Origin of the sequence: Caulobacter sp. UNC358MFTsu5.1 (assembly GCF_000712075.1) — a bacterium.
Lineage (GTDB): Bacteria > Pseudomonadota > Alphaproteobacteria > Caulobacterales > Caulobacteraceae > Caulobacter.
Genome location: NZ_JONW01000013.1, coordinates 133,609 through 158,794, shown reverse-complemented (window position 1 = coordinate 158,794; position 25,186 = coordinate 133,609). Strand labels below are relative to the sequence as shown.

The 25,186-nt window shown below is 69.6% G+C and carries 24 protein-coding genes and 1 tRNA gene; 12 read left to right on the top strand and 13 right to left on the bottom strand.

Annotated features, from left to right (window positions below; all coding sequences use genetic code 11):
* Positions 1 to 121 precede the first annotated feature (121 nt).
* The 4 genes from hfq to BR39_RS25970 all read left to right on the top strand — a co-directional run bounded on the left by hfq (position 122) and on the right by BR39_RS25970 (position 2,346).
* Positions 122 to 370 carry an RNA chaperone Hfq gene (gene hfq / locus BR39_RS0124855; protein ID WP_012286640.1) on the top strand — a complete coding sequence of 83 codons (249 nt, stop codon included), beginning with the start codon at positions 122 to 124 and terminating at the stop codon, positions 368 to 370.
* Between the two features lie 10 nt (positions 371 to 380).
* Complete coding sequence (gene hflX / locus BR39_RS0124850; protein ID WP_029917269.1) at positions 381 to 1,736, top strand: GTPase HflX; 1,356 nt, start codon at positions 381 to 383, stop codon at positions 1,734 to 1,736.
* Positions 1,737 to 1,804: 68 nt separating this feature from the next.
* A complete protein-coding gene (locus BR39_RS25975) occupies positions 1,805 to 2,014 on the top strand; it encodes a hypothetical protein (RefSeq protein WP_051696099.1) in 210 nt (69 codons plus the stop codon).
* The gene (locus tag BR39_RS25970; protein WP_051696098.1) at positions 2,014 to 2,346 is read left to right on the top strand and encodes a lysozyme; all 333 of its coding nucleotides are present in this window, start codon (positions 2,014 to 2,016) and stop codon (positions 2,344 to 2,346) included. Before BR39_RS25975 ends, BR39_RS25970 begins: the two co-directional genes overlap by 1 nt.
* 90 nt (positions 2,347 to 2,436) lie before the next feature.
* Here the strand turns inward: BR39_RS25970 and mazG are convergent, their stop codons facing one another.
* The 5 genes from mazG to BR39_RS0124820 all read right to left on the bottom strand — a co-directional run bounded on the left by mazG (position 2,437) and on the right by BR39_RS0124820 (position 8,111).
* A complete protein-coding gene (mazG, locus tag BR39_RS0124840) occupies positions 2,437 to 3,291 on the bottom strand; it encodes a nucleoside triphosphate pyrophosphohydrolase (RefSeq protein WP_081916977.1) in 855 nt (284 codons plus the stop codon).
* The gene (locus BR39_RS0124835; RefSeq protein WP_029917267.1) at positions 3,251 to 4,642 is read right to left on the bottom strand and encodes an MFS transporter; all 1,392 of its coding nucleotides are present in this window, start codon (positions 4,640 to 4,642) and stop codon (positions 3,251 to 3,253) included. Before BR39_RS0124835 ends, mazG begins: the two co-directional genes overlap by 41 nt.
* 95 nt (positions 4,643 to 4,737) lie before the next feature.
* On the bottom strand, positions 4,738 to 5,244 hold the full coding sequence (locus BR39_RS0124830; RefSeq protein ID WP_029917266.1) for a hypothetical protein: 507 nt from the start codon (positions 5,242 to 5,244) through the stop codon (positions 4,738 to 4,740).
* 13 nt (positions 5,245 to 5,257) lie between these two features.
* Entirely contained in the window at positions 5,258 to 6,442 is a 1,185-nt protein-coding gene (nhaA, locus tag BR39_RS0124825) for a Na+/H+ antiporter NhaA (protein WP_029917265.1), read from the bottom strand.
* A 208-nt stretch (positions 6,443 to 6,650) separates the two neighbouring features.
* Entirely contained in the window at positions 6,651 to 8,111 is a 1,461-nt protein-coding gene (locus BR39_RS0124820) for a cobyric acid synthase (RefSeq protein WP_029917264.1), read from the bottom strand.
* Between the two features lie 81 nt (positions 8,112 to 8,192).
* Between BR39_RS0124820 and BR39_RS25550 the strand changes: the two genes are divergently transcribed.
* Positions 8,193 to 8,486, top strand: coding sequence for a succinate dehydrogenase assembly factor 2 (locus BR39_RS25550; RefSeq protein WP_029917263.1), 294 nt, complete (start codon positions 8,193 to 8,195; stop codon positions 8,484 to 8,486).
* 218 nt (positions 8,487 to 8,704) lie between these two features.
* Entirely contained in the window at positions 8,705 to 12,169 is a 3,465-nt protein-coding gene (gene mfd, locus BR39_RS0124810) for a transcription-repair coupling factor (protein WP_029917262.1), read from the top strand.
* Here the strand turns inward: mfd and BR39_RS0124805 are convergent.
* Positions 12,166 to 14,640 carry an autotransporter domain-containing protein gene (locus tag BR39_RS0124805; protein WP_197026760.1) on the bottom strand — a complete coding sequence of 825 codons (2,475 nt, stop codon included), beginning with the start codon at positions 14,638 to 14,640 and terminating at the stop codon, positions 12,166 to 12,168. The two genes, mfd and BR39_RS0124805, sit on opposite strands and share 4 nt — an antisense overlap.
* 178 nt (positions 14,641 to 14,818) lie before the next feature.
* Between BR39_RS0124805 and BR39_RS0124800 the strand changes: the two genes are divergently transcribed.
* Complete coding sequence (locus BR39_RS0124800; RefSeq protein ID WP_029917260.1) at positions 14,819 to 15,211, top strand: SRPBCC family protein; 393 nt, start codon at positions 14,819 to 14,821, stop codon at positions 15,209 to 15,211.
* Positions 15,212 to 15,310: 99 nt separating this feature from the next.
* Here BR39_RS0124800 and BR39_RS0124795 read toward each other — a convergent pair whose 3' ends face one another.
* The 3 genes from BR39_RS0124795 to BR39_RS0124785 are packed head-to-tail and all read right to left on the bottom strand — an operon-like array spanning position 15,311 to position 17,866.
* On the bottom strand, positions 15,311 to 15,826 hold the full coding sequence (locus tag BR39_RS0124795) for a CcdC protein domain-containing protein (protein ID WP_029917259.1): 516 nt from the start codon (positions 15,824 to 15,826) through the stop codon (positions 15,311 to 15,313).
* 57 nt (positions 15,827 to 15,883) lie between these two features.
* Positions 15,884 to 16,528, bottom strand: coding sequence for a DsbA family oxidoreductase (locus BR39_RS0124790; protein ID WP_029917258.1), 645 nt, complete (start codon positions 16,526 to 16,528; stop codon positions 15,884 to 15,886).
* Between the two features lie 12 nt (positions 16,529 to 16,540).
* Positions 16,541 to 17,866, bottom strand: a complete 1,326-nt coding sequence (locus BR39_RS0124785; RefSeq protein WP_029917257.1) for a diguanylate cyclase domain-containing protein — start codon at positions 17,864 to 17,866, stop codon at positions 16,541 to 16,543.
* Positions 17,867 to 18,074: 208 nt separating this feature from the next.
* Here BR39_RS0124785 and BR39_RS0124780 point away from each other — a divergent pair, with 208 nt between their 5' ends.
* Positions 18,075 to 19,202, top strand: coding sequence for a CaiB/BaiF CoA-transferase family protein (locus BR39_RS0124780; RefSeq protein WP_029917256.1), 1,128 nt, complete (start codon positions 18,075 to 18,077; stop codon positions 19,200 to 19,202).
* A gap of 239 nt (positions 19,203 to 19,441) precedes the next feature.
* A complete protein-coding gene (locus tag BR39_RS0124775; protein ID WP_051696096.1) occupies positions 19,442 to 20,392 on the top strand; it encodes a YihY/virulence factor BrkB family protein in 951 nt (316 codons plus the stop codon).
* Here the strand turns inward: BR39_RS0124775 and BR39_RS0124770 are convergent.
* From BR39_RS0124770 to BR39_RS0124755, 4 genes are all read right to left on the bottom strand, one after another.
* The gene (locus tag BR39_RS0124770) at positions 20,364 to 20,597 is read right to left on the bottom strand and encodes a sulfurtransferase TusA family protein (RefSeq protein ID WP_029917253.1); all 234 of its coding nucleotides are present in this window, start codon (positions 20,595 to 20,597) and stop codon (positions 20,364 to 20,366) included. The genes BR39_RS0124775 and BR39_RS0124770 overlap by 29 nt on opposite strands.
* On the bottom strand, positions 20,590 to 21,327 hold the full coding sequence (locus BR39_RS0124765; protein WP_029917251.1) for a pseudouridine synthase: 738 nt from the start codon (positions 21,325 to 21,327) through the stop codon (positions 20,590 to 20,592). The genes BR39_RS0124770 and BR39_RS0124765 overlap by 8 nt, the downstream gene beginning before the upstream one ends.
* Positions 21,324 to 22,241, bottom strand: a complete 918-nt coding sequence (locus BR39_RS0124760) for a class I SAM-dependent methyltransferase (RefSeq protein ID WP_029917249.1) — start codon at positions 22,239 to 22,241, stop codon at positions 21,324 to 21,326. Before BR39_RS0124760 ends, BR39_RS0124765 begins: the two co-directional genes overlap by 4 nt.
* Before the next feature lie 19 nt (positions 22,242 to 22,260).
* Positions 22,261 to 22,350 (bottom strand) — tRNA-Ser (locus tag BR39_RS0124755).
* 142 nt (positions 22,351 to 22,492) lie between these two features.
* Between BR39_RS0124755 and BR39_RS0124750 the strand changes: the two genes are divergently transcribed.
* Genes BR39_RS0124750 through BR39_RS0124740 form a run of 3 tightly spaced genes read left to right on the top strand, consistent with a single transcriptional unit; the run spans position 22,493 to position 25,186 of the window.
* Positions 22,493 to 23,497 carry a septal ring lytic transglycosylase RlpA family protein gene (locus tag BR39_RS0124750; protein WP_029917247.1) on the top strand — a complete coding sequence of 335 codons (1,005 nt, stop codon included), beginning with the start codon at positions 22,493 to 22,495 and terminating at the stop codon, positions 23,495 to 23,497.
* Between the two features lie 54 nt (positions 23,498 to 23,551).
* Positions 23,552 to 24,178, top strand: a complete 627-nt coding sequence (gene tmk / locus BR39_RS0124745) for a dTMP kinase (protein ID WP_029917245.1) — start codon at positions 23,552 to 23,554, stop codon at positions 24,176 to 24,178.
* A gap of 3 nt (positions 24,179 to 24,181) precedes the next feature.
* Positions 24,182 to 25,186 carry a DNA polymerase III subunit delta' gene (locus BR39_RS0124740; protein ID WP_029917244.1) on the top strand — a complete coding sequence of 335 codons (1,005 nt, stop codon included), beginning with the start codon at positions 24,182 to 24,184 and terminating at the stop codon, positions 25,184 to 25,186.

The following is a 25,186-nucleotide window of genomic DNA, read 5'->3' as shown; positions in this document are numbered from 1 at the left end:
TTACACGCCTTAGCGCATTTTCTTCGCCGATTGGTCATACCAACTGGCGAAAAATGCTTTAGTCTGAACTCGTTTGTGTGGGGGGCGTGTGGCCCTCCAAAACAATAAGAGGGGAATCCCCATGTCGACCGAAAAAAAACAGAACCTTCAGGACACGTTCCTGAACAGCGTGCGCAAGTCGAAGACGCCGCTGACCATCTTCCTGGTGAACGGCGTGAAGCTGCAGGGTGTCGTCAGCTGGTTCGACAATTTCTGCGTCCTGCTCCGCCGCGACGGCCAGTCCCAACTGGTCTACAAGCACGCCATTTCGACGATCATGCCGGCCCAGCCCGTGCAGCTGTACGAGCCGAGCGCTGATCAAGACGATTGATTCCTAGGGTTTGACGAAGTCCACCTCCAAGTCCATCGACCACGCTGCGCCGATCTTCCGGGCGTTCGTGATCCATCCCGTGCGCCCGGCGCGCGGCCAGGCGGCCATCGAGGCGCGTGATCCCAACGCGCGTCTCGAGGAAGCCGTCGGCCTGGCGATCGCCCTCGATCTCGACGTGGTCGAGACGATGATCGCCCCTCTGCGCCAGGTGACCCCGGCCACCCTGTTCGGCAGCGGCAAGGTCGACGAGTTGAAGGCCATCTGCGAGGTCGAGAAGATCGACGTCGCCGTCTTCGACGACCAGTTGACCCCGGTCCAGCAGCGCAATCTCGAGCGCGGCCTGGGCGTCAAGGTCATCGACCGCACGGGCCTGATCCTCGAGATCTTCGCCCGCCGGGCCCGCACCCGCGAGGGCAAGCTGCAGGTCGAGCTGGCCAGGCTCGACTACGAACGCTCGCGCCTGGTCCGCACCTGGACCCACCTTGAGCGCCAGCGCGGCGGCACCGGCTCGACCGGCGGTCCCGGCGAAACCCAGATCGAACTGGACCGTCGCCTGATCGCCGGCACGATCGGCAAGCTCAAGCGCGAGCTGGAGGAGGTGCGGCGCACCCGCACCCTGCACCGCTCGGCCCGCAAGAAGGTCCCGTACCCGACGGTGGCCCTGGTGGGCTACACCAACGCCGGCAAGTCGACCCTGTTCAACCGGCTGACCAACGCCACGGTCGTGGCCCAGGACATGCTTTTCGCCACCCTGGACCCGACCCTGCGCACCGTGAAGCTGCCCGACGGCCGGCCGGCTATCCTGTCCGACACCGTCGGCTTCATCTCCGACCTGCCGCACGAGCTGGTCGAAGCCTTCCGCGCCACCCTGGAGGAGGTTCAGGAGGCCGACGTCGTGCTGCACGTGCGCGACGTGGCCAATCCCGACACCGACGCCCAGGCCCGCGACGTCCAGAAGGTGCTGGCCGAGCTGGCCGTGCTGGGCGACGACGGCGAGGCCGAGGACGGCAAGACCCTGATCGAGGTCTGGAACAAGATCGACCTGGTCGACGGCGAGGCCCGCGAGATCCTCGAGGGCCAGGCCCGGCGGCAGGGCGCCTCGCCCGTCTCCGCCGTCACGGGCGAGGGCTGCGCCGAGCTGCTCAAGCGCGTCGGCGGCCTGATCGACGACACCCCGCCGGTGGCGGTGCGCCTGTCCGCCTCGGACGGCGAGGCCCTGGCCTGGATCTATCGCAACGGCCGGGTCGAGAGCCGTGAAGACGAAGGAGACGGCGGCGTGCGCCTGATCGCCCGCCTCGACGCCCAGGCCCTGGGCCGGTTCGAGCGGCAGTTCCCCCAGGTCTGGGTGATGGCGACCGGCGACTGAGCGTTCACGGCTTGCCGCGCTCGCCCGACAGGTGAACGCTCGCCTCCCACATTCGGAGGGCGAGCACCATGGCCGACAACGATCCCTGGGACGGCGTGACGGTGCCCGAGGCCGCGACCACGGTCGTCAAACGGGTGGAGGGCTTCTTCGCCAAGCCCTATGACGACAACGGCGCCCTGCCGGGCGGCACCTGGACGATCGGCTACGGCACGATCCGCGACGCGGCCGGCAAGCCCGTCACGCCCGCGACCCCGGCCATCACCGAGGCAAGCTCTTGATGCGCGACATGAAGCGCGCGGCCATGGACGTCCACGCCCGGGTGCGCACCCCGCTGCGGGCCCATGAGGCCGCGGCCCTGATCTCGTGGACCTACAATCTCGGCGACGGCGCGCTGCGCACCTCGACCCTGCTGCGCAAGCTGAACGCCGGCGAGAAGACCGCCGTGCCCGACGAGATGCGCCGCTGGATCAACCAGGGCGGCAAGCCGCTGGTCGGCCTGCTGCGGCGCCGCTGGGCCGAGGCGGCGATCTTCATCGGCAAGGACCCGGTCAACGCCTGCGTGCGGGCCTGGCGCGAGATCGACTCATTGGACGACTGGCCGGCCTTCTAGGGCCGGGGACATGCCCTTGCGGCGTGTCCCCAAGTCCTGGCTCGGTGGATGCTGATGGGGACACGCGCGAGCGCATGTCCCCGGTCGCGTCTATTTCTTCTCCGCCGCCTTGGCCGCGTTCCACAGGCCGTCCATTTCGGCCAGGTCCGACTGGTCGGGCGTGCGGCCGTCCTTGGCCAGCTCGGCCTCGATGAAGGCGAAGCGACGCGCGAACTTGGCGTTGGTGGCGCGCAGGGCGTCCTCGGGCTCGACGTCCAGCTTGCGGGCCAGGTTGGCGACCACGAACAGCAGGTCGCCCAGCTCCTCGCGGGCCTTGGCCTTGTCGCCGGCGGCGATCTCGACCTTCAGCTCGGCGACCTCCTCGGCCAGCTTGTCCAGCACCTCGTCGGTCGAGGGCCAGTCGAAGCCGACGCGCGCGGCGCGCTTGGTCAGCTTGACGGCGCGGGTCATGGCGGGAAGGCCGGCGGGCACGTCGTCCAGCACGCCGCCCTTCTTCTTGGCCTGGCGCTCCTGGGCCTTCAGCGCCTCCCAGCCGGCGACCTGGGCGTCGAGGTCGTCATAGGCGTGGTCGCCGAACACGTGGGGATGACGGCGCACCATCTTGTCGTTGATCGCCGAGGCCACGCCCGCCAGGTCGAAGGCGCCTTGCTCCTCGGCCATCCGCGAATGGAACACCACCTGCAGCAGCAGGTCGCCCAGCTCCTCCTTCAGGTCGGACAGGTCGTTCCGCTCGATGGCGTCGGCAACCTCGTAGGCCTCTTCGACCGTGTAGGGCGCGACGGTGGCGAAGGTCTGCTCCAGGTCCCACGGGCAGCCGCCGTCGGGATCGCGCAGTTTCGCCATGATGTCGATCAGGGTGAAGAGCGGGTGCTGGTCCCCCTTAAGAACATTTGGCTCGCGCGGATCATTCAGCGGCGGGCTTTGGGGAGGCGAGAGGGGCGACATGCGGTTCCGGACTCGGGCTGGGGAGGGGCTCGGCCGCGTCCCGTTCGTCGAGCTGACGGCGGATCTCGGCATGGGCGGTCGCGTCCAGCGGATAGCGCAGGATGACCGCGCACACCAGCAGCCCCAGCACCGCCGGCGCCACCGCGTAGAGGGCGATCAGCGCCGTGTCGCCCTGGGCGCTGGGGACCTTGGGATCGAAGCCCAGCTTGCCCAGCACGATGAACACGCCGATGGCCAGGGCGTAGCCCAGCTTCACGGTGCCGTTGACGACGGCGTACAGCAGGCCCGTGCGGTCCACGCCGCTGACCAGCCGCTCCTCGTCGCCCAGGTCGGCCATCATCGAGCGCACCAGCAGCGGCGCGGCCGAATAGGGCAGTCCGGCCAGGATCAGGATCAGCGTGCCGATCACGCTCATGCCGCTGGGGGTGAAGACGGTGGCGAACTGCACGAAGGCGTAGATCAGGGCCGCGACGGCCAGGGCCTTGTGCTTGCCGATCTTCTTGGCCAGGAGCGGCCAGATCGGCGAACCGCCCAGGGCGGCGACGAAATAGATCAGCAGCAGGACGCCGGCCTCGCCCTTGTCGAAGCCCTTGATGCGCTCGAAGAAGAAGAAGAACAGCGCCCCGGCGATCCCGGGAGCCAGGCCCATCAGCAGGTCGGCGAACAGCAGGATCTGCACCGACGGGCGCTTGATCAGGCCCAGATACTGCTTGAGCCCGGCCTGGTGCCGGACCGGCGGAACGTTGGTCTCGCCCACCACGGCGGAGGCCAGCAGGAAGGTCAGGGGCAAGAGGGCGATGATCAGCCAGCCCATGGCCTGGATGCCGGCGGCGTGGTCGCCCTTGAACACGATGGCCAGCAGCGGCGGCAGCAGCAGCACCAGGATCATGCCGACCACGTTGCCGGCGCTCCACCAGCCATAGACCCGGGATCGCTGCTGGTAGTCCGGCGACAGCACCGCGCCCCAGGCCGTGTGCGACAGCACCGCCATCGAGTAGCCCACGTAGCAGACCACCAGCCAGCCCCACAAATAGAGCGGGCCGATCCCCGGCTTGGCCATGAACAGGAAATAGGCCGCCAGCATCAGCACCGGCGCGGCGGCCAGCAGCCAGGGCCTGAACCGGCCCAGGCGGGTGCGCGTGGTGTCCATCAGTCCGCCCAGGATCGGGTCCAGGATGATGTCGGCCACCCGCACCAGCAGGAAGGCCGAACCGACCATCGACAGCGAAAGCCCCAGGTCGCTGACGTAGTATTCCGGCAGGTAGACCACCAGCGGCAGGCCCAGGGCTGCCAGGGGCAGGCACGGCGCGGCGAAGGCCGCCAGGGTCCAGGATGAGCGCCGTTCCGACATGCGTTCCTCGCCGACTACGGGTTGGCCCCGCGTTCATGAACAGCGATCAGACGCCGTGTCGGGACGACTGGCAAGAGGTCATCGAAACGCGCGTTTCAGCGCGCGTCGCTGAACTGGTCCTTGGCCAGGCGGCGGGCGAGGCGGTCGAAAGCGTCCTCGGCGTCGTGCCAGGTCGAGCTGTGCCGGGCCCAGCGGATGTCGTCGCCGTACCAGCTGTAGGCGATCGGCGTGCGTTGGCCGGCCGCGTCGACATAGTCGCCGCTGATCGTCGCCCCGCCGTTGCCGAAGCTCTCCATCGACAGGCCCTGGGTGGTCAGCAGTTGCTGGGCGGTGGGGCGGTTGGGGCGGGCGTCGTCGATGACCAGGGTCAGGACGCCGCCGTCCCGGGCCGAGGGCAGCCGCCGCTCGATCGTCCGCCGCAGGTCGGCGGCCAGGGAGTCGAGGTCGCGGTCGCCGATCTGGTCGGCCTTCTCGGCCAGGCCGGGACCGATGGAGACGCGGACCGACGAGACGGCCGGGGCGGCGAAGGCGGCCAAGGGGGCGGCCAGGGCCGCGCCCAGCGCCAGGGCGGCGAGGAGAGGGGAGACGAGGACGGCGCGCATGACAGGCTCCGGTTCAGGCTTCAGTGGAGATGTGGGGATCGCGGGGGCGCGGCGCCAGGCTGAAGACCAGCCAGCCCAGCAGGGCCGACAGCAGCGAGCCGGCCAGCACGCCGATCTTGGTCTCGGCCTGCAGGACCGGGGCGTCGAACGCCAGGTTGTTGATGAACAGGCTCATGGTGAAGCCGATGCCGCAAAGGGCCGAGACGCCGAAGATCTGCGCCCAGGACGCGCCGCTGGGCCGCTGGGCCCAGCCCAGCTTGATGGCGGCCAGGCAGAACAGGCCCACGCCGATCGGCTTGCCCAGGAACAGGCCCAGCTCGGCGCCCAGGGTGGCGGGGGCGGTCAGCTCCGCCAGTCCCACCTGGCCCAGGGCGACGCCGGCGTTGGCGAAGCCGAACACCGGCACGACCAGGTAGGCGACCCACGGATTGAGCGCGTGCTCCAGGCGATGGAGCGGCGAATACCCGTCGTCGGGACGGGCCGGAGACCGGGTGATCGGGATCGTCATGGCCAGGATCACACCGGCCAGGGTGGCGTGCACGCCGGACTTCAGGAAGAAGACCCAAAGTCCAGCCCCGACAACCAGATAGGGCCAGAGCCTCATCACCTTGAGACGGTTCATCGTCACCAGCACCGCCAGGGTCGCCGCGGCACCGCCCAGGGCCCAGAGGGTGAGGTGGTCGGTGTAGAAGACGGCGATGATCAGGATGGCGCCCAGGTCGTCGATGATCGCCAGGGCGGCCAGGAAGACCTTCAGCGAGCCCGGGACGCGGGGCCCCAGCAGCGACAGCACGCCCAGGGCGAAGGCGATGTCAGTGGCGGCCGGGATGGCCCAGCCGCGCAGGTTGGCGGGCGCCTGCAGATTGACCGCCACATAGATCAGGGCCGGGACCAGCATCCCGCCCAGGGCCGCCACGCCGGGCAGCACGCGCCGCGACCAGCTGGACAGCTCGCCGTCGACCATCTCGCGCTTGATCTCCAGCCCGACCAGCAGGAAGAACACGGCCATCAGGCCGTCGTTGACCCAATGCCCCAGCGATAGACCTAAAATCTCGACATGCAGGGCGTGGAAATAGTCCTCCGCCAGCGGCGAATTGGCGACGATCAGGGCCAGGGTGGCCGCGCCCATCAGCAGCAGCCCGCCGGCGGATTCGCTCTGGAGGAAGGCGCGCAGGGCGGAGATGGGGCGAGCGGTCATGCAGCGGGCCTCGCGGGAATCGTCGGAAGCATCCTCGCGCGTCGGATGGGGCGGGGCTATCGAAACCGACCCATCCCTTATCGTTGTCATCCCGGAAAGCGCGCAGCGCTTGTCCGGGCCCCAGGGGCGGCTGCACCGCGTCGGCCCAGTCACCTGGGTCCCGGACAGCGTCTGCGAGGCTTCCGGGATGACAACGGCTTTTTGCGTTCTACAGCCCCGCGATCCGCGCGATCGCCTCGATATCCAGCGAACGCTCCAGCATCCCCGCGATCTCGTCCAGGGCCGCATCGACGCGCGCGGCGTGGTCGCGCGGCGTCACCGCCAGGCCGAGCGGGGCGAGCAGGGCGGCCCGCGCCTCGCCGCGCTCGAACAGGCCGTGGACATAGGCGCCGGCCACCCGGCCGTCCGGCGAGACCGCGCCGTCCACGGTCCCGCCGTCGAAGGCCAGCATCGGGGCCGCCGCGCCCGGACCGGTCGTTCGGCCCACATGCATCTCGTAGCCCGAAAAGGCCGCGTCGCCGTCCAGCAGCCGGCCCGTCGTCGCCCGCAGCACCTTGTCGCCCAGCAGCACGGTCTCGACGTCCAGCAGGCCCAGGCTGGCCGCCGAGCCCGGCGCGCCCTCGATCCCCTCGGGGTCCGACACCGTCCGGCCCAGCATCTGGTAGCCGCCGCAGACGCCCAGCACCCGTCCGCCGCGACGCACATGGGCCAGGATGTCGATGTCCCAGCCCTGGGCGCGCAGGAAGGCCAGGTCCGCCAGGGTCGCCTTGGTCCCGGGCAGGATCACCAGGTCGGCGTCGCCGGGCACGGGCGTCCCGGGCGGCAGGAAGGCGAAGTCGATGTCGGGATCGGCCCGCAGCGGGTCGAACTCGTCGAAATTGGCGATCCGCGACAGCATCGGCACGACGATCCGCACGCGCCTGTCGCCGTCGGCGCGGACGGGCCGCTCCAGCACCACCGCATCCTCGGCGGGCAGGGCGCGGGCCGGGGCCAGCCACGGCGCCATGCCCAGGTCCGGCCAGCCGGTGCGCGCCACGATCTCGCGCCGGCCTTCATCGAACAGCGAAGGATCGCCGCGGAACTTGTTGATGATGAAGCCCTTGATGCGGTCGCGGTCAGCCGCGTCCAGCACCAGGTGGGCCCCGGCCAGGGCGGCGATCACGTGCCCGCGGTCGATGTCGCCGACCAGGGCCACCGGCACGTCGGCGGCGTGGGCGAAGCCCATGTTGGCGATGTCGCCCGCCCGCAGGTTGGTCTCGGCCGGACTGCCCGCGCCCTCGACCAGCACCAGGTCGGCCTCGGCGGTCAGCTGGCGATAGGCCTGGACCGTGGTGGCCAGCAGGTCGGGCTTCAGCCCCTGGAAAGCCCGCGCCTTGTAGTTTCCCGCCACCTTGCCCAGCACCACCACCTGGGCGCCGACGTCGCTCTGCGGCTTCAGCAGCACCGGGTTCATCTGGACCGTCGGCGGCGTGCGGCAGGCGATGGCCTGCAGCGCCTGGGCCCGTCCGATCTCGCCGCCGTCGGCGGTGACGGCCGCGTTGTTGGACATGTTCTGCGGCTTGAACGGCCGGACCACCAGACCGCGATTGGCGAACAGCCGGCACAGGCCCGCCACCAGGGTCGACTTGCCCACGTCCGAACCGCAGCCCTGGATCATCAGCGAGGCCATGGTCCGCGCCTACAAGGCCTGCCGATCCCGGTCAATCCGCCGCTGGCGCAAGGGCTTTCGGCGCTCTATATCCCCGGTCACATGACCATCGATCACGACTCCCGCCTCCGGCGGCTGAAGTTCCGGGCCTGGCATCGCGGATTTCGGGAAGCGGACCTCATTCTGGGGCCGTTCGCGGACACCCATGGCCCCAACCTGACCCCCGAGCAGCTGGATACGTTCGAAGCGCTGATGGAGGAGTCGGATCGCGAGATCTACGCCTGGATCGTCGGCCAGGAACCGACCCCGGCCAAGTTCGACACCGACGTCCTGACCCTGATCAAGACCTTCCGCTACGAAGCTCATGCGTCGCGGCCGATCGGGGACGGGATGTGATCCCCCTGAATCCGCTCATCCCGGCGAATGCCGGGACCCAGATCCCATGGCGGCGCGGATGATTGGAGGCGCTCAGCGTTCATGGCGTCAGTCATACCGCCATTCCATCTGGGTCCCGGCATTCGCCGGGATGAGCGGGGGTTGAAAGTCCCGAGCGCGATCTTGGTAACAACATCATCGTCAGCACGTTGTCGCTGACCAGTCTTCGAAGAGTCCCCATGGCCTACGACGCCAAACAGATCGCCAAGGCCTCGGGAGGCCTGACCCTGGCCGGCGCGCCGGAGGGCTTCGACGCCCTGGTGATGGCCGACATCGCCCGGGCGCGCGGCGGCCTGACCGCCTTCGTGGCCCGCGACACCGCCCGGGCCAGCGCCTTCATCGACGCCCTGAAGTTCTTCGCGCCGGAGATCGAGACCGTGCTGTTCCCCTCGTGGGACTGCCTGCCCTATGACCGCATCGGCCCGTCGGCCGGGGTGGCGGCGACGCGGATGGCCACGCTGCACCGCCTGGCCGAGGGCCTGGGCAAGGACAAGCCGGCCATGCTGGTCACGGCCGCGCCGGCCCTGCTGCAGCGGGTGCCCGAGAAGGCCGTCCTGCTGCGCGCCAGCTATTCGGCCAAGGTCGGGAATTCCGTCGATGTGGCGGACCTGGAACGCTATTTCGCCATCAACGGCTACAGCCGCGCCTCCACCGTCTCCGAGCGCGGCGAATTCGCCATCCGCGGCGGGGTGATCGACGTCTATCCGCCGGCCGCCGAGGAACCGGTGCGCCTGGACCTGTTCGGCGACACGCTGGAGAGCATCCGCGCCTTCGATCCCGAGACCCAGCGCTCGACCAAGCAGCTGAAGGAAATCCAGCTGCTGCCGGTCAGCGAGGCCCTGCTGGACAAGGACGGCGTCTCGCGGTTCCGCAACGGCTACATCCGCGCGTTCGGCGCGCCGGGCGACGATCCGCTGTACGCCACGATCAGCGAGGGCGGCCGCCGCGCCGGCCTGGAGCACTGGCTGCCGCTGTTCTACGAGCGGATGGCGACCCTGTTCGACTATCTGCCGGACGGAGCCCTGGTCGGCGTCGACCACCAGGTCACGGAAAGCCGCGACGAGCGCCTGGCGATGATCGCCGACGCCTACGACGCCCGCGCCTCGGCCGACCGCAAGTCGGCCTATCGTCCGCTGGAGCCGCACGCCCTCTACCTGACCGCCCAGGAATGGGACCAGGCGCTGGAGGACCGCCCCAACCGCAAGTTCACGCCGTTCCAGCCCCAGGGCCTGGACGTCGTCGACCTGGGCGCGAAGCTGGGCCGCACCTTCGCCGCCGAGCGGGCCCAGGACAGCGTCAACCTGTTCGAAGCCACCGCCGACCACGCCCGCAAGCTGGCCGGGGAGGGGAAGCGCGTGCTGTTCGCCTCGTGGTCCGAGGGCTCGTCCGAGCGCCTGGGCACGATGCTGGCCGACCACGGCCTGAAGAAGATCCCCTACGCCGCCTACTGGCAGGCGGCCAAGGCCAACGATCCCAAGACCCCGCAGCGCGTGGTCCTGCCGCTGGACAACGGTTTCGAGACCGACAGCCTGGCGGTCGTCTCCGAGACCGACATCCTGGGCGACCGCCTGGCCCGGCCGCGCAAGAAGCGCCGCGCCGCCAACTTCCTGGCCGAGGCCAGCGCCCTGACGCCCGGCGATCTCGTCGTCCACATCGACCACGGCATCGGCCGCTACGAGGGCCTCAAGACCCTCGATGTCCAGGGCGCGCCGCACGACTGCCTGGACCTGCTGTACGGCGGCGAGGCCAAGCTCTACCTGCCGGTCGAGAACATCGACCTCCTGACCCGCTACGGGACCGACGGCGAGAACGTCCAGCTGGACAAGCTGGGCGGCGCGGCCTGGCAGGGCCGCAAGGCGAAGGCGAAGGAGCGCCTGCGGGTCATGGCCGAGGGCCTGATCCAGATCGCCGCCGCCCGCCAGCTGAAGTCGGTCGAGGAGACCGATCCGCCGCACGGGGTGTTCGACGAGTTCTGCGCCCGCTTCCCCTACGAGGAGACCGACGACCAGCTGTCGGCCATCCACGACGTGCTGGAGGATCTGGGCTCGGGCAAGCCCATGGATCGCCTGATCTGCGGCGACGTGGGCTTCGGCAAGACCGAGGTCGCCCTGCGCGCGGCCTTCGTGGTGGCCATGAGCGGCAAGCAGGTGGCCGTGGTCTGCCCGACGACGCTGCTGGCCCGCCAGCACTACAAGACCTTCAAGGACCGCTTCCAAGGCTGGCCGGTCAAGGTCACCCGCCTGTCGCGCCTGGTCACCGGCAAGGAGGCCTCCGACACCCGCGAGGGCCTGGCCAACGGCCAGTTCGAGATCGTGGTCGGCACCCATGCGGTGCTCTCCAAGCAGGTCTCGTTCAAGGACCTGGGCCTGGTGATCGTCGACGAGGAGCAGCACTTCGGGGTCAAGCACAAGGAGAAGCTCAAGGAGCTTCGCGCCGACGTGCACATGCTGACCCTGACCGCCACGCCGATCCCGCGCACCCTACAGATGGCGCTCAGCGGCATCCGGGAGATGTCGATCATCGCCACCCCGCCCGTCGATCGCCTGGCGGTGCGCACCTACATCAGCCCGTTCGACCCGGTCACCCTGCGCGAGGCCCTGCTGCGCGAGAAGTATCGCGGCGGCCAGGCCTATTACGTGGTGCCGCGCATCAAGGACCTGGAGGACATCGAGAAGTTCCTCCGCACCCAGGTGCCCGAGGTGAAGTACGTGGTCGGTCACGGCCAGATGGCCCCGACCCAGCTGGAAGACGTGATGACGGCCTTCTACGAGGGCCAGTACGACGTGCTGCTCGCGACGACGATCGTCGAAAGCGGGCTCGACATCCCCTCGGCCAACACCCTGATCGTCCACCGCGCCGACATGTTCGGCCTGGCCCAGCTGTACCAGATCCGCGGCCGGGTGGGGCGGTCCAAGGCCCGGGCCTACGCCTACCTGACCACGCCGGCCGAGAAGCAGATCACCTTGTCGGCCGAGAAGCGCCTGAAGGTCCTGCAGTCGCTGGACAGCCTGGGAGCCGGCTTCCAGCTGGCCAGCCACGACCTGGACCAGCGCGGCGGCGGCAACCTGCTGGGCGACGAGCAGAGCGGCCACATCAAGGAGATCGGGGTCGAGCTCTACCAGCAGATGCTGGAGGACGCCGTCGCCGAGCTGCGCGAGCGCCAGGGGGCCGAGGCCCTGCTGGAGGACCGGGGCTGGTCGCCGCAGATCAACACCGGCGCGGCCGTGATGATCCCCGACGACTACGTGCCCGACCTGAACGTGCGTCTGTCGCTCTATCGCCGCCTGTCGGAAGCCGAGAAGGCCGCCGACCGCGAGGCCCTGGCCGCCGAGCTGATCGACCGCTTCGGCCCGCTGCCGCCCGAGACCGACAGCCTGCTGAAGGTGGTCGCCATCAAGGGCCTGTGCCGCGAGGCCAATGTCGCCAAGATCGACGTCGGTCCCAAGGGCGCGGTGGCCAGCTTCCGCAACGACGAGTTCGCCAACCCGCTGGCCCTGGTCCAGTTCGTGTCCAAGAACAGCCTGATCTGGAAGGTGCGCCCCGACCAGAAGGTGGTGATCAAGGGCGAGTGGGACACCCCGGCCCAGCGGCTGGACGCGGCCGAGAAGATCCTGTCGCAGCTGGTGAAGTTGGCGAAGGCCTAGAAGGCCGCTCGCAGCCGCACCCAGCCGGACACGCGGTTGAAGCCGGACCCGACTTCACCGTCGGCTCCAGCCGACACGGTGGTCCCCGCCCCGAGCTTCAGATCGAGCCCACCGGCGATTAGGGCGACATTGCGAGGCGGCCTTGAACCCAGGATCGTCATGTCCGAACCCGGCAGGCCGATGAACCGCGCGGTCATGGCGCGGTCCCGTTCGAGATAGTATCCCCATCCCGCTTGAACGAAGCCCGCGACTTTGTCGGAGCCGACCAGCTCTCCGGTCGTGGCCCTCAAACCCAATTCGGCGCGCGCGTTGTCGCTCGTGCGCCCCGCGACCTGAAGCACGGTTTCCGTCACGGTCGCCTCTTCCTTGATGTCGGGGCTTTCGACCGACACCCATCGCAGGCTCGCGATCGGCGCGAGGGCGCCGGCCTTGCCTTGGATGACGGCAATGGACGCATCCAGTTGTGCGCTCCAGGCCTTCAGATCGTACTTGGCCGAAACGTCCGACAGGCTGAACACCGGAATAGCCCGATGCGTATCCGTGTCGAACACGCCATGGCTGACGGCGCCGGCGAGGTAGAGTTTGCCGATCCGGCCAAGGCCATAGACCCCAAATTCCAGCGTGTCGGACTTGGCGCGCCCCTGATCCCGGGCCAAGGACAGATCGTTTGTGCCGGCCGCGATCGCGGCGCCGAACAGCGCGTTGGCGTTCGGATGAATATCGACGCCGAAAGCCAGTTGGCCGTCGTGACTATCGCCATGGGTGGATCCGACGCCCGAGACGTCCCCGTCGCTGCGACCGGTCGACCCAAACGCCGCGCCCCAGAGGATCAGACCGCGTTCGTCGCGGGTGACGCGGCGGCCGTCGGCGGCGAAGGGATCCAACATGACGCCCAGGAATTGCTCGGCGACAGGCGCGACCGAGGACGCGGTCGCCACATGGATTTCCCCAGACAGGCTCGCCAGGGCCGGACCCAAGGCGCCGCTGGGCTGGCTGTACAGGGCGAAGAACGGCGAGGGATCGCCGCCGGCGGCGACAGCGCGATCTATGCCGACCGCGACATTGCGTTCGTTCTGCGTAGTGGCCCCCTGCTCAAGGAGCAAAGACAGGTCATCCGGCAGCACGTTCAGCACTACCGAATTGGCGGTGTAGGCGATGAACCACCGGACGTCGGGGCCAAACGAGCCCTGGGTTTCGACCGTGCCGAACTTTCCCGTCCGGCCACCGGTGGCGGACAGGAGCGTATAGGAGACGGCGCCGGTATAAGGTCCGACCGCGGGGAGGAGACGCAGGGTTCCGGCCAGGCTGGCGACACCGCCGACATTGACCCGATCGGCGCCCGCGGTCACGACATCAACGATGTAGACGCCGTCCGCGCCGAAGGTGAGCGGACCATTGATCGTGAAGACGTCCGCGACGACGGGATTGCCCGGCGCCAGCGCGCCATGAACGATCGCACTGCCCACCGAACCTGATCCGCTGAGCCTTCCCGACGGGTTGACGGTGACCGTGGATACAAGCGAGCCGTTCACGATCAGCCGGCCCTCTTCGATGATCGTCGGCCCGGTATAGGTGCTGGCCCCCGTCAATGTCAGCTCGGACGGGTCGCGCTTGATCACCTGGCCCGTGCCGGAAATGACACCGTCGAAATTGGCGCGACCGCCGCTCGCGAAAATCAGCGTCGCGTTGTCGACTACATTGCCGACAATGCTGCCTGCGCCGCCACGACCGATCTGCAACGCCCCGGCGGAGATCACCGTGCCGCCGGTGTAGGTGTTGTCGCCACTGATGATCGTCGTGCCCGTACCGTCCTGGTGCAACGATCCTGAACCGATGACGCTCCGGACCAACTGGAAATCATTGGAATGGTTGATCGCAAGCACACCCGACCCCTGGGTCACGATGTTGCTGAGCAGGCGTCCGGGGAACGCTCCCGTCGTCCCGCCATCGCCGAACTGAAGCACGCCGTTCTGGATGACCACACCGCCGGTGGCGAAGACGTTGTCGTTCGTCAGCACGGTGACGCCGGAGCCGATTTGCCAAATGTTTCCCGCCCCCCGCATCTCCGTCGCGACGACGAGCCGGTCGGACCTGTTGAACTGCAGAACGCCATTACTGAAGATCAAGCTCGTGTTCGCGATCGAGCCGGTGACTCCTCCGTTTCCGAGGGCAAGGGTCCCGCTAATGTCCGTCCGCCCGGTGTAGGTATTGGCGCCCGTCAGGACGAGCGTACCGGCGCCGCCCTTGGATATGCCGAAGGGACCGCTGATCGGGCTGGATTGGGTCGCCGACGCCGCTTCCGCTGAGACGACGAGGGAGCTGTCCTGGGTCAAAACGATAGGACCGAAAGGATCGACCTGGCCGTCCTGATAGACGTACGTCTGGGCCCGCGCCGGCGAAGCGCAAACCGACACCGCTGCTGCACATCCCAACAGTAGGACCTTCAGGTGTCGTGAAGATGTCGTCCGCACAACAGTTCTCCTGCGCTCGCCAAGAGACAACTTAAGGGTGTCATACTACGGGGGATCGGTTGGGCTTGCTTATTTTCTTGATCGACCGGCCCTCGGCCGCGACGACCGGGTCCGGATCCCGCCAGCCAGGCCGACGCGGATTTGCCAGGGTCGGGGAAACCTCAGGAGGAGTTTTCCCATGGCTGCCGTCACCAAGTCCGTCGATGTCGCCGTCGCGCCCGCCCAGGTGTGGGACGCGGTGCGCGACTGGGGCCGCGTCCATCAGCGCCTGTGTCCCGGCGTGCTGACCGACTGCCAGGTGGAGGAGGGGGCCCGGACCGTCACCTTCGCCGGCGGCCTGGTGGCCCGGGAGCTGATCGTCGCGGTCGACGACGAGACCCGCCGCCTGGTCTGGTCGGTGGTCGGCAGTCAGCTGCTGAGCCACCACAACGGCGCCATGCAGGTGCTGGACGAGGGCCCCGGCAGCCGCATCGTCTGGACCGCCGACATCCTACCGCACGACGCGGCCGAGCGGGTGGCGGGCTTCATGGACCTGGGCTGCGCGGCGATGAAGACGACGCTGGAGGGGTGACGCGCCGACGGGGACATGCGCATGCGCGTGTCCCCAGGTCTCGGCTCAGTGAATGCCGATGGGGACACGCCGCGAGGGCATGTCCCCGGCTTGAAACGCTCAAGCCGCCGCCTTCGCCGCCCGCGCCTCGCGCAGCAGGCCCCAGGCCCGCAGGCCCATCTCCACCCGCGACACGGCCAGCAGGCCCACGCCCAGCACGATGAAGCCGTCGGTGATCAGGGAGGCGCTGACGTGCCAGGCCGAGGCCTCGCTCTCGATCAGGGCGCGCAGGGCGAAGCGGACGACGAACAGGCCCAGCAGGAACAGGATCGCCGCCGGCGACGGCTTGATGTTCAGCACGTGGGTCTCGGGATCGATGGCGATCGGCATCAGCTTGCCGCGCCACCAGCCGATCGCCGCCCCCACCGCGAAGATCGCCGCCAGCCAGGCCCAGTCCAGGCCGTGGGGCGGGAACTGCAGCAGGACCGCGACCATGGCCGCGACCAGCAGGGCGGGCATGATCCAGATCAGCTCCAGCTTGAACGGCCGTTCGCGGGTCATGCCGCGGAACCGCAACGCGAAGATCACGGCGACGACGGCGATGGTGATCGCCATCTGGATGCTGGAATGGTTCATGAGACGCCCCCGAAAAAGACCGCTGACAACGCGGTTTCCGCCGGGGAGATTGTCGAGCTAGGCCGTTTGTTCAAGGGCCTTGTCGATGGCCTCGGCGATATTCTCCGGGCTCTCGGCGCCGACCACCGCCAGCTTGCCGCCGAAGATCACGAACGGCACGCCGGTGACGCCGCCCTGGACGGCCATGGCGTGCTCGCGGGCGATCACGTCCTTGTCGGCGCCTTCGGACAGCAGTTTCAGGATCAACACCGGGTCCATGCCCGCCGCCTCGCCGATCTGCGCCAGCACCACGGGATCGCCGATGTCGCGGCCTTCCGTGAAATAGGCGGCGAACAGGGCCTCGACCACGGCGTCCTGCCTGCCCGCCCCATGCGCCCAGCGGATCAGCCGGTGGGCGGCGCTGGTGTTGGGCGACAGGGCGATGGCGTCGAAGTCGAAGACGATGCCTTCCTCGGCCCCGGCCTCGACCAGGGCGGTATGCACGGCCTTCAGCTTCAGGGCGTCCTTGAACTTGCCGGCCATATAGGCTTTGCGGTCAACACCTTCCTCGGGAAGGCTCGGGTCCAGCTGGTAGGGCCGCCAGACGACCAGCGGCTCGACGTCCGGACGCAGGGCCAGGGCCGACTTCACGCGACGCCAGCCCAGATAGCACCAGGGGCAGACGACGTCGGCGACGAGGTCGATCAGCAACGGCTGGCCCATGGAGGTTTCCTCTTACGCGGAGTGGCGCTGCAGGGCCTGGGCGGCGGCGCGTTCCAGGGCGTGGACCGCGCTCTCGCCGGCCTCGATCTGGGCCACGCCGATGTCGAACTCGCAGACGAACGGCGGACGGTCGTCGCCGGCGTCGAAGGCGGTGCAGCCGATCACCGCGGCGATCCGCTCGGCGGCGGCCCGTCCAGCGGCCGCGTTGGTGGCGGGCAGGGCCAGGGCGAAGACCTCGGGCGCCAGGCGGGCGGCGGTGTCCTCGACGCGGACCAGACGGCCGACCATCGAGCCGATCTGCGGGATGGCGCGGTCCAGCCAGCCGTTCTTGCGGGCCCAGACGGTGTCGGGCTTGTCGGCCACCCGCAGCACGCAGATCGACAGCGGCCGGGCCCGTTCGCGGGCGGCGGTGGCCAGGCGCACCAGGTGGGCGGCGAACAGGTCGCGGGTGAACAGGCCGGTGGCGGCGTCCATCAGGCCCGAGCTGCGGGCCTTCTCCAGGGCGCCGCGGATGGCTTCGCCCCGGCGATAGTTGCGGGCCAGCTCGATGACCCGCTTGGCGGTCTCGATCTCGGCCGTCTCCGGCGAGGCGACGTCGGACACCCCGCGATGGAAGGCGTCCGACATGGTCACGTAGCTCTCGGCCTTCAGGTACAGCAGGGCCGGGATGTGGAAGAGGCGGGTGTTGCGTCGCATACCCGCCGCGATCGATAGGGCTTCCTGCTGATTGTCGCCGGCCCACAGCACCACCGCGTCGAAGGCGCGCTCGTGCAGATAGTCGAAGGCCGTATAGGCGGTGAAGGCGCCGACCACGTCGGCCCCGCTGCGGGTCAGGGCGTTGGACAGGGCCAGGAACTGCGGGGCCGGCTCGCCGATGGCCAGGATGCGGAACGGCTCGGCCTGGGGCTCGGGCAGGTCCAGCCGCCGGCCGCGATCGCCGAAGGTAGCCAGGCGGAGCTCGAACTCCTCCTCGGCGATGGCGGTGCGGACCAGGCTCTCCAGGCGCAGCACGGCCTGGCTGGGATGCAGGGGCGGCGACAGGGTCAGGTCGAAGGCCTGGTGGTTGGCCTCGGTCCCCGGCTCGCCGATGGCGATGACCGGCAGGCGGCGCGGGGCCACCGCGGCCTTCAGGCGGCGAGACAGGGAATGGGCGTCGGGACCGGCGCTCTCCAGGTCGACGATCACGGCCTCGATGTTCAGGTCGCCCAGGGCGGCGAGGGCGGCGTAGGGGCCGCGCGCGGTGATGGTCCGCCAGCCGAGCTTGTCGAGCCCTTCGGACAGCGGCCCGGCGCGAGCATCGTCGCGCGCCACGATCAGGATTCGGGCGTTCACCGCCAACTCAAGCCTCCGCCCCGGATACCGGTATCGCTCGACGACGCGGCGTCCTCGAGATTCGACGTTGCAACATAGCAGAGGCCGCAACGCCTCATAGGTCCGCATCGCCGCAGGCCTGTGAACGGATAAACGCTCTTGCCTGACCGAAGGGCAGGGTCGTTCTAGTGGCTTGAAAGATGAAGCGCCGCGAGAGTCGGCCGGGAGGAACGTCATGGCCCAGGGTCCGCTGTCCGGCCTGAAGGTGCTGGAATTCGCCGGGATCGGTCCGGGACCGTTCTGCGGCATGCTGCTGTCGGACCTGGGGGCCGACCTGGTGCGCATCGACCGCAAGGGCTCGGGGCGCAGCTCGCCTGCCGACGTCACGGCCCGGGGCCGCCGCTCGGTGGCGCTGGACCTGAAATCGCCGGCCGCGGTCGAGACCTGCCTGAAGCTGATGGAACGCGCCGACGGGATCATCGAGGGCTTCCGGCCGGGCGTGATGGAGCGGCTGGGCCTGGGTCCGGACGTCGCCCTGGCCCGCAATCCCAAGCTGGTCTACGGCCGGATGACCGGTTGGGGCCAGACCGGTCCCTACGCCAAGGCCGCCGGCCACGACATGAACTACATCGCCATCACCGGCGCCCTGGCCGCGATCGGCACGCAGGACAAGCCCGTGCCGCCGCTGAACCTGGTGGGCGACTTCGGGGGCGGGGCGCTCTATCTGGCCTTCGGTCTGCTGGCCGGGGTGATCCACGCCCGCGCGACGGGGCAGGGCCAGGTGATCGACTGCGCGATGAGCGACGGCGCGGCCTCGCTGATGGCCATGTTCTACGGCTTCAAGGCCGGCGGCATGTGGGGGGACGGAAGGCGGACCAACCTGCTGGACGGCGGGGCGCACTTCTACGACACCTACCAGTGCTCCTGCGGCCGCTGGATTTCGATCGGCTCGATCGAACCGCAATTCTACCTGCTGCTGCTTGAAAAGACGGGGATCACCGACCCGCAGTTCCAGCACCAGATGAGCCGCGAGGAGTGGCCCCAGCTTCGCGAGAAGCTGGCGGCGGTGATCGCCACCAAGACCCGCGACGACTGGTGCGCCCTGATGGACGGCACAGACGTCTGCTTCGCCCCGGTCCTGACCATGGACGAGGCGCCGACCCACGCCCACAACGCCGCCCGTCAGACCTTCGTGGAGGTGGCCGGCGTCACCCAGCCGGCCCCGGCCCCGCGCTTCTCGGCCACGCCCGGCGCGATCCAGGGCCCGCCGCCCAAGATCGGGGCCGACAACGACGCGGCCCTGGGCGACTGGGGCTTCTCGGCCGAGGCCATCGCCGAGCTGAAGGCCCAGGGCGCGCTCTAGGAAGGGCGCTCCAGAGACCTTCCCTGACGACGCCATTCAGGTGCGGTTCAGCCGGAGGGGCCTAAACCTGATCCTGCAACCGGCCGTCGCGCCACCCGTCCCTCGATGCGGCGTTCGGTTCAGGTTCGTCCTGCGGAGGCCCGCCGCTTTCCCTGAAGCGGCGGGTCTTTGTCGTTGGACTCCATGTTTTTTCGGCGGCGCGCTTGCGTCAAAGCGGCGCCGAGGCCAGTTTCCGCCGCATGAAATCCCCCCAGGACCGCCTTCGCTTTCGGGACCTCGACCTAGATCCGATCCATTGGGTGACCGAAACCCTCCGCGTTCTGGGCCTGGCCCTGCAGCGCCTGTGGGGCCGCGACGTCATGCTGTACGTCGGCGGCGTCTCGTTCTTCATCCTGCTGGCGGTGTTCCCCGGCCTGGCCATCCTGATCGGCCTGTTCAGCCTGCTGCTGACCCCGGAACAGGCCGCCTTCCAGGCCGACAAGCTGTCGTTCCTGATGCCGTCGGGCGCCCGGCCGATCTTCCAGAGCGAGCTGGCCCGCCTGGCCCACGCCCCGGAGAAGGCCATCTCCGCCCAGAGCGCCGTGGTGCTGGTCATCGGCCTCTACGCCGCCCATCGCGGGTTCAAGGCCCTGCTGGCCGGCCTGTCCTTCATCCATGACGAAGAGGACCAGCGCGGCTTCTTCGGCTTCAACTTCATGGCCCTGGTGGTGCTGGTCGCCGCCTTCGGCCTGCTGTTCGTGATGTCGGGCGTCTTCCTGACCTTCCGCCTGCTGGCCAGCACCCTGAACCTGCGGCCCCTGGCCGGCGCGTCGTGGATCCAGAGCGAGTGGACGTGGGCCAGCCTGGGCCTGCTGGTCGGCATGACCCTGATCTACCGCTACGCCATGTCGCGCGAGCCGGTCGGCTGGCGCGCCTCGTCCACCGGCGGCTTCGCCGCGGCGGTGATGTGCGTGTTCATGTCGTGGGCCAGCGCCTTCTATGTCGAGCAGGTGGCCCATCTGGGCGCAACCTACGGCTCGATCTCGGCGGTGATCATCTTCCTGATCTGGCTCTCGTGGAGCGTCAACGCCGTGTTCTTCGGCGGCGCCCTGGCCACCGAGATGGAGATCGCGCTGGACGAGCGGCCCAGGGCCCTGCTGGAGGGACCCAAGGCCATTCCGCTCAAGGCGCCTTCGCCACCAGAAAGCTGATCGCGCCGTCCGGGGCGTCGACGACCTCCAGCACCGTGGCTCCGGCGCTGGCCGCGAAGTGCGGCACGTCGATGCGGGCCAGCGGGTCGTCGGCCAGCAGGCGGACCAGACCACCGGGCGGCGCGTCCTCCAGCGCCCGGCGCAGGCGCAGGGTCGGCACCGGGCAGCGGTGGCCGCGGGCGTCCATCAGGCGCTCTTCAGACATCGAAGACCTCCTCGGCCTGGGCCGCCGTCAGGATGCGGTGCTGGCCCGGCTCCAGGTCGTCGGGCAGGGCGATCCCGCCGATCCGCTCGCGATGCAGGCCGACCACGTGGTTGCCCACGGCGGCGAACATCCGGCGCACCTGGTGATAGCGCCCTTCGGTGATCCTCAGCCGCGCCTCGCGCTCGCCCAGCACCTCCAGGGTCGCCGGCAGCAGGGGCTTTTCCTCGCCCTCCAGCATCAGGGTCCCGCTGGCGAACGTCGCGCCTTCGGTTCCCGTCAGCGGCCGGTCCAGCGTGGCGCGATAGACCTTGGGCACGTGGCGCTTGGGCGAGATCACCCGGTGCAGGAAGTCCCCGTCGTCGGTGATCAGGATCAGGCCCGAGGTGTCCTTGTCCAACCGCCCGACGCTCGACAGGGCCGGGTCGCGGATCTGCCAGCGCTTGGGCAGCAGGTCGTAGATGCGCTCGCCGTCCTCGCGGTGCGAGCAGACCACGCCCAGCGGCTTGTGCATGATCAACACCAGGGGCGCTGGCGGATCAACGGGAACGCCGCGGATCTTCATCCGCTGCGGCAAGTCGGCGGTGACGGCGATCTTCTGCCCCGGGTCCTTGATGGCCACGCCGTCCAGCACGACCTTGCCGGCCGAGACCAGGGCCTGGACGTCGCGCCGGCTGCCGTAGCCGAGATTGGCCAGCAGGCGGTCCAGACGCGCCATCAGGGCTTTCGTCACTTGCGGGCCTCGTAGACCTTGAACCCGCCGGCGTCGGCCACGGGACGGACATTCTTGAAGTGCTCGTTCAGCACCGCCTCGTAGGGCAGGTGGCGGTTGGCGACGATCCACAGCACGCCGCCCTTGCGCAGCATGCCGGCCGCCGAGGTGATGAAGGCCTGGCCCAGGCCCTTGTCCTCGACGCCGGTCTCGTGGAACGGCGGGTTGGTCACCACGAAGTCCAGGCCCGTGGCCAGGTCGCCGCCGCGCCGGGCGTCGGCCTGCACCACCTCGACGCGCGGGTCGTTGACGTTGCGCTTGGCCGCCTCGACCGCCCGGCGGTCCAGGTCGACCAGGGTCAGCTTGGTCACCTTGGGCGAGGTCAGGACGGCGTGGGCCAGGACGCCGATGCCACAGCCCAGGTCGACGCCGGCGCCGGCCAGCGGCGGCAGGGCTTTGAGCAGCAGGGCCGAACCCGGGTCCAGGCGGTCCCAACTGAACACGCCGGGCTGGGTCCACAGGCCGTCGCCGTCCAGCCGGCGCGGCGCGCCATCGGCAACGGCCGCGTCCAGGCCGACGGGCGCGGCGGGCTTGAGGGCGACGCAGATCCGCTGGTGGCGCTTGGCGCTCTCGCCGACGACGCAGCCGAACGCGGTCAGTTCCTTGTTCATCCGCAGGCCGCCGCGGTCCTTGGGGGCGAGGGCGGTCAGGCGGCCCTCGACCTTCAGCGCCCGCAGGGCCTGGGCCAGGACGTAGCGCCGCTCGGCGACGCCGGCGGGGGCCTGGATCACGATCTCGTCCAGCGCGCCCTCGGCCAGGTCGGCCAGGTCGGTCGAGCCCACCACCAGCGGCGAGGTCTGCACGGCGCCGCCCGGGACATCGACGATGTCGAAGGACGGGGAACCGTAGACGGCTGCGCGGACGGTGTCGGACATGATCTGGTCTCGGGAGATGTGGCGGGCAGGGTGGGATTCGAACCCACGGTGGACTTTCACCCACGGCGGTTTTCAAGACCGCTGCCTTAAACCACTCGGCCACCTGCCCGGAGCAGGGGCCTATATCAGCGGTCGCGCGCCGGCTCTAGTCCGTTTGCGGTTCGTTTGGTCGCACCTTTAGTTAACCAGACCTCAAGCCTCCTGAACGACCCTGCTTTCTGATATACAACCTTCAGGAGGGCGGCTGGGTCATGGGAGGCGAGGCGCGAGGCGACTTCCGTCTGCTGCGCGGCGTGGCCGTGGCCGCCTTGGGCTGCGCCGGCCTGGCCGCCTGCGCCACGCCGCTGCCGACCCGCCTGCCTCAGGCCACCTCGACCGCCAGACCCTATTCCGGACCGCCGCCGCCGGGCTCGACCAACGGCCTGCGCGGCACGGAGAAGCCGTATCAGATCAAGGGCATCTGGTATTATCCCAAGGCCGATCCCGACTATGACGAGAAGGGGATCGGCTCGTGGTACGGCGAGCAGTTCCACAATCGCCGCACGGCCAACGGCGAGATCTTCGACATGGACCTGCCGTCGGCGGCCCATAAGACCTTGCCGCTGCCCAGCATCGTCGAGGTCACCAACCTCGACAACGGCCGCAAGATGCAGGTGCGGGTCAACGACCGCGGTCCGTTCGTCGACGGCCGGATCATCGACCTGTCCAAGGCCGCCGCCGAGCAGCTGGGCTACGGGCGGGCGGGCGTGGCCCATGTCCGCGTCCGCTACATCGGCCCGGCCGGCAAGACGCCCTTCGACCAGCGCCGCATGATCGCCTCGGCCGCGCCGCCCCCGCCGGAACCGCGCTACACCCCGCCGGCCAAGCCCCGCGTCTACACCACGGGCCTGCCGCCGGCCCAGCCGGCCTGGGACGCCCCGCCGCCGCCCAAGGCCGCCGATCCCGACTTCGTGCCCTATGCGCCGCCGACGCCCGCGCCGGTGGTCCCGGCCGAGCCCGCGCCGGTCCTCGCCAACGCCGGCGTGGAAAGCGCCTATCGTGTCCAGGCCGGTTCGTACGCCAGCCGCGCCAACGCCGAGCGCGCCGCCGCCCAGCTGAGCGGGGCGGGCGAGGCCTCGGTCGAGTCGGTGGAACGCGCCCAGGGCACGCTGTATCGCGTCGTGGTCAAGGCCGGCCCGGACGAGGCCGAAGCCTTCGGCGTGCGCGATCGCGTGGCTTCGATGGGCTTTTCCGACGCCACGGTGCTGCGGCCCTAGAGCTCCCCGCGATCGCCTCTGGACAAGAGGTGCGTTACGGCCGATTTGAAGCCCGTGACGCGTGGAACCTTCATCAGTTTCGAGGGCGGCGAGGGGGCTGGAAAGTCCACCCAGATCCGCCGCTTGGCCGAACGCCTGAAGGCGGACGGCGCCGACGTGGTGCTGACCCGCGAGCCGGGCGGCAGTCCGGGCGCCGAACAAATCCGCGACCTGATCCTGAACGGCGACGTCGACCGCTGGTCGCCGGTCACCGAGACCCTGCTGATGTACGCCTCGCGGCGCGACCACATCGAGCGGGTGATCCGGCCGGCCCTGGAACGCGGGGCCATCGTGCTGTGCGACCGCTTCGCCGACAGCACCCGCGCCTATCAGGGAGCCGGCGGCGAGGCGCCGATCGGCCTGATCAAGGCGCTGGAGGAGCACGTCCTGGGCGGTACGGTCCCGGACCTGACCCTGATCTTCGACATCCCGGCCGAGACGGGCCTGGAACGCGCCCTGGCCCGGGGCGGCGAAGCCCGCTTCGAGTCCAAGGGCCTGGACTTCCACAAGCGCCTGGGCGAGGCCTTCCTGGAGATCGCCCGCCGCGAACCCGAGCGCTGCGTGGTGATCGAGGCGGACGACGCGATTGACGCGGTCTGGGCCGACGTCTGGGACGCGGTGTCCACGCGGCTGGGCCTCTAGCTTATGGACGCGCCTCCGCATCCCCGCGACGTGTTCGCCATCGACGGCGTCGAGGCGGCCGAGCTGGCCTTCCTGGACGCCCTGGACCGCGGCCGGCTGCACCACGCCTGGCTGCTGACCGGCCCAGAGGGCGTGGGCAAGGCGACCCTGGCCTACCGCATGGCCCGCCGCCTGCTGGGCGCGCGGCCCGATCCCGCCTTCGGCGCCCTGGGCTCGGCGCCCACCGACTTCGTCAGCCGCCAGGTGGCCGCGCGCTCGCACCCGGACCTGATGGTGCTGGAACGCGAGACCGACGACGGCAAGGCCCGCAAGTCGATCCCGGTGGACGAGGCCCGCCTGCTGCCGGCCTTCTTCGCCAATTCGCCCGCCGTCTCGCCTTATCGGGTGGCGATCATCGACGCGGCCGACGACCTGAACGTCAACGCCGCCAACGCCGTATTGAAGACTCTTGAAGAGCCGCCGCCGCGCGGGGTGATCCTGCTGATCAGCCACTCGCCGGGCCGGCTGCTGCCGACCATCCGCTCGCGCTGCCGCCGGCTGGTGGTGCCCGCGCCGCATCTGAACCTGGCCGCGTCGATGGTCCAGCAGCGGGCCGGCGTCTCGGCCCACGACGCCGATCGCCTGTCGCGGATGGCCAAGGGCGCGCCGGGCCGGGCGCTGCAACTGGCCGCCGCCGGGGCCATCGAGGCCGACGACGCGGCCGGCGAGATCCTGCGCAAGCTGCCCGACCTGGACGAAGGCGCGCTGCTGGCCATGGCCGACACCTTCCGCGGCGCCGAGGGCGTCCAGCGCTTCGAGCTGCTGTTCGACCGCCTGGGCGACCAGATCCACGCCATGGCCACCGGCATGGCCGGCGAGCGCACCCCGGCGGGCCTGGACCGCTGGGTGGCGGCCTGGGAGAAGATCGTCCGCGCGCCGGGCGAGGCCGAGGCGGTGAACCTCGACCGCGCCGACGTGTTCTGGACCGCGATCATGGACTTGCGCGCCGCCGCCCGGGCGGCCATGTGA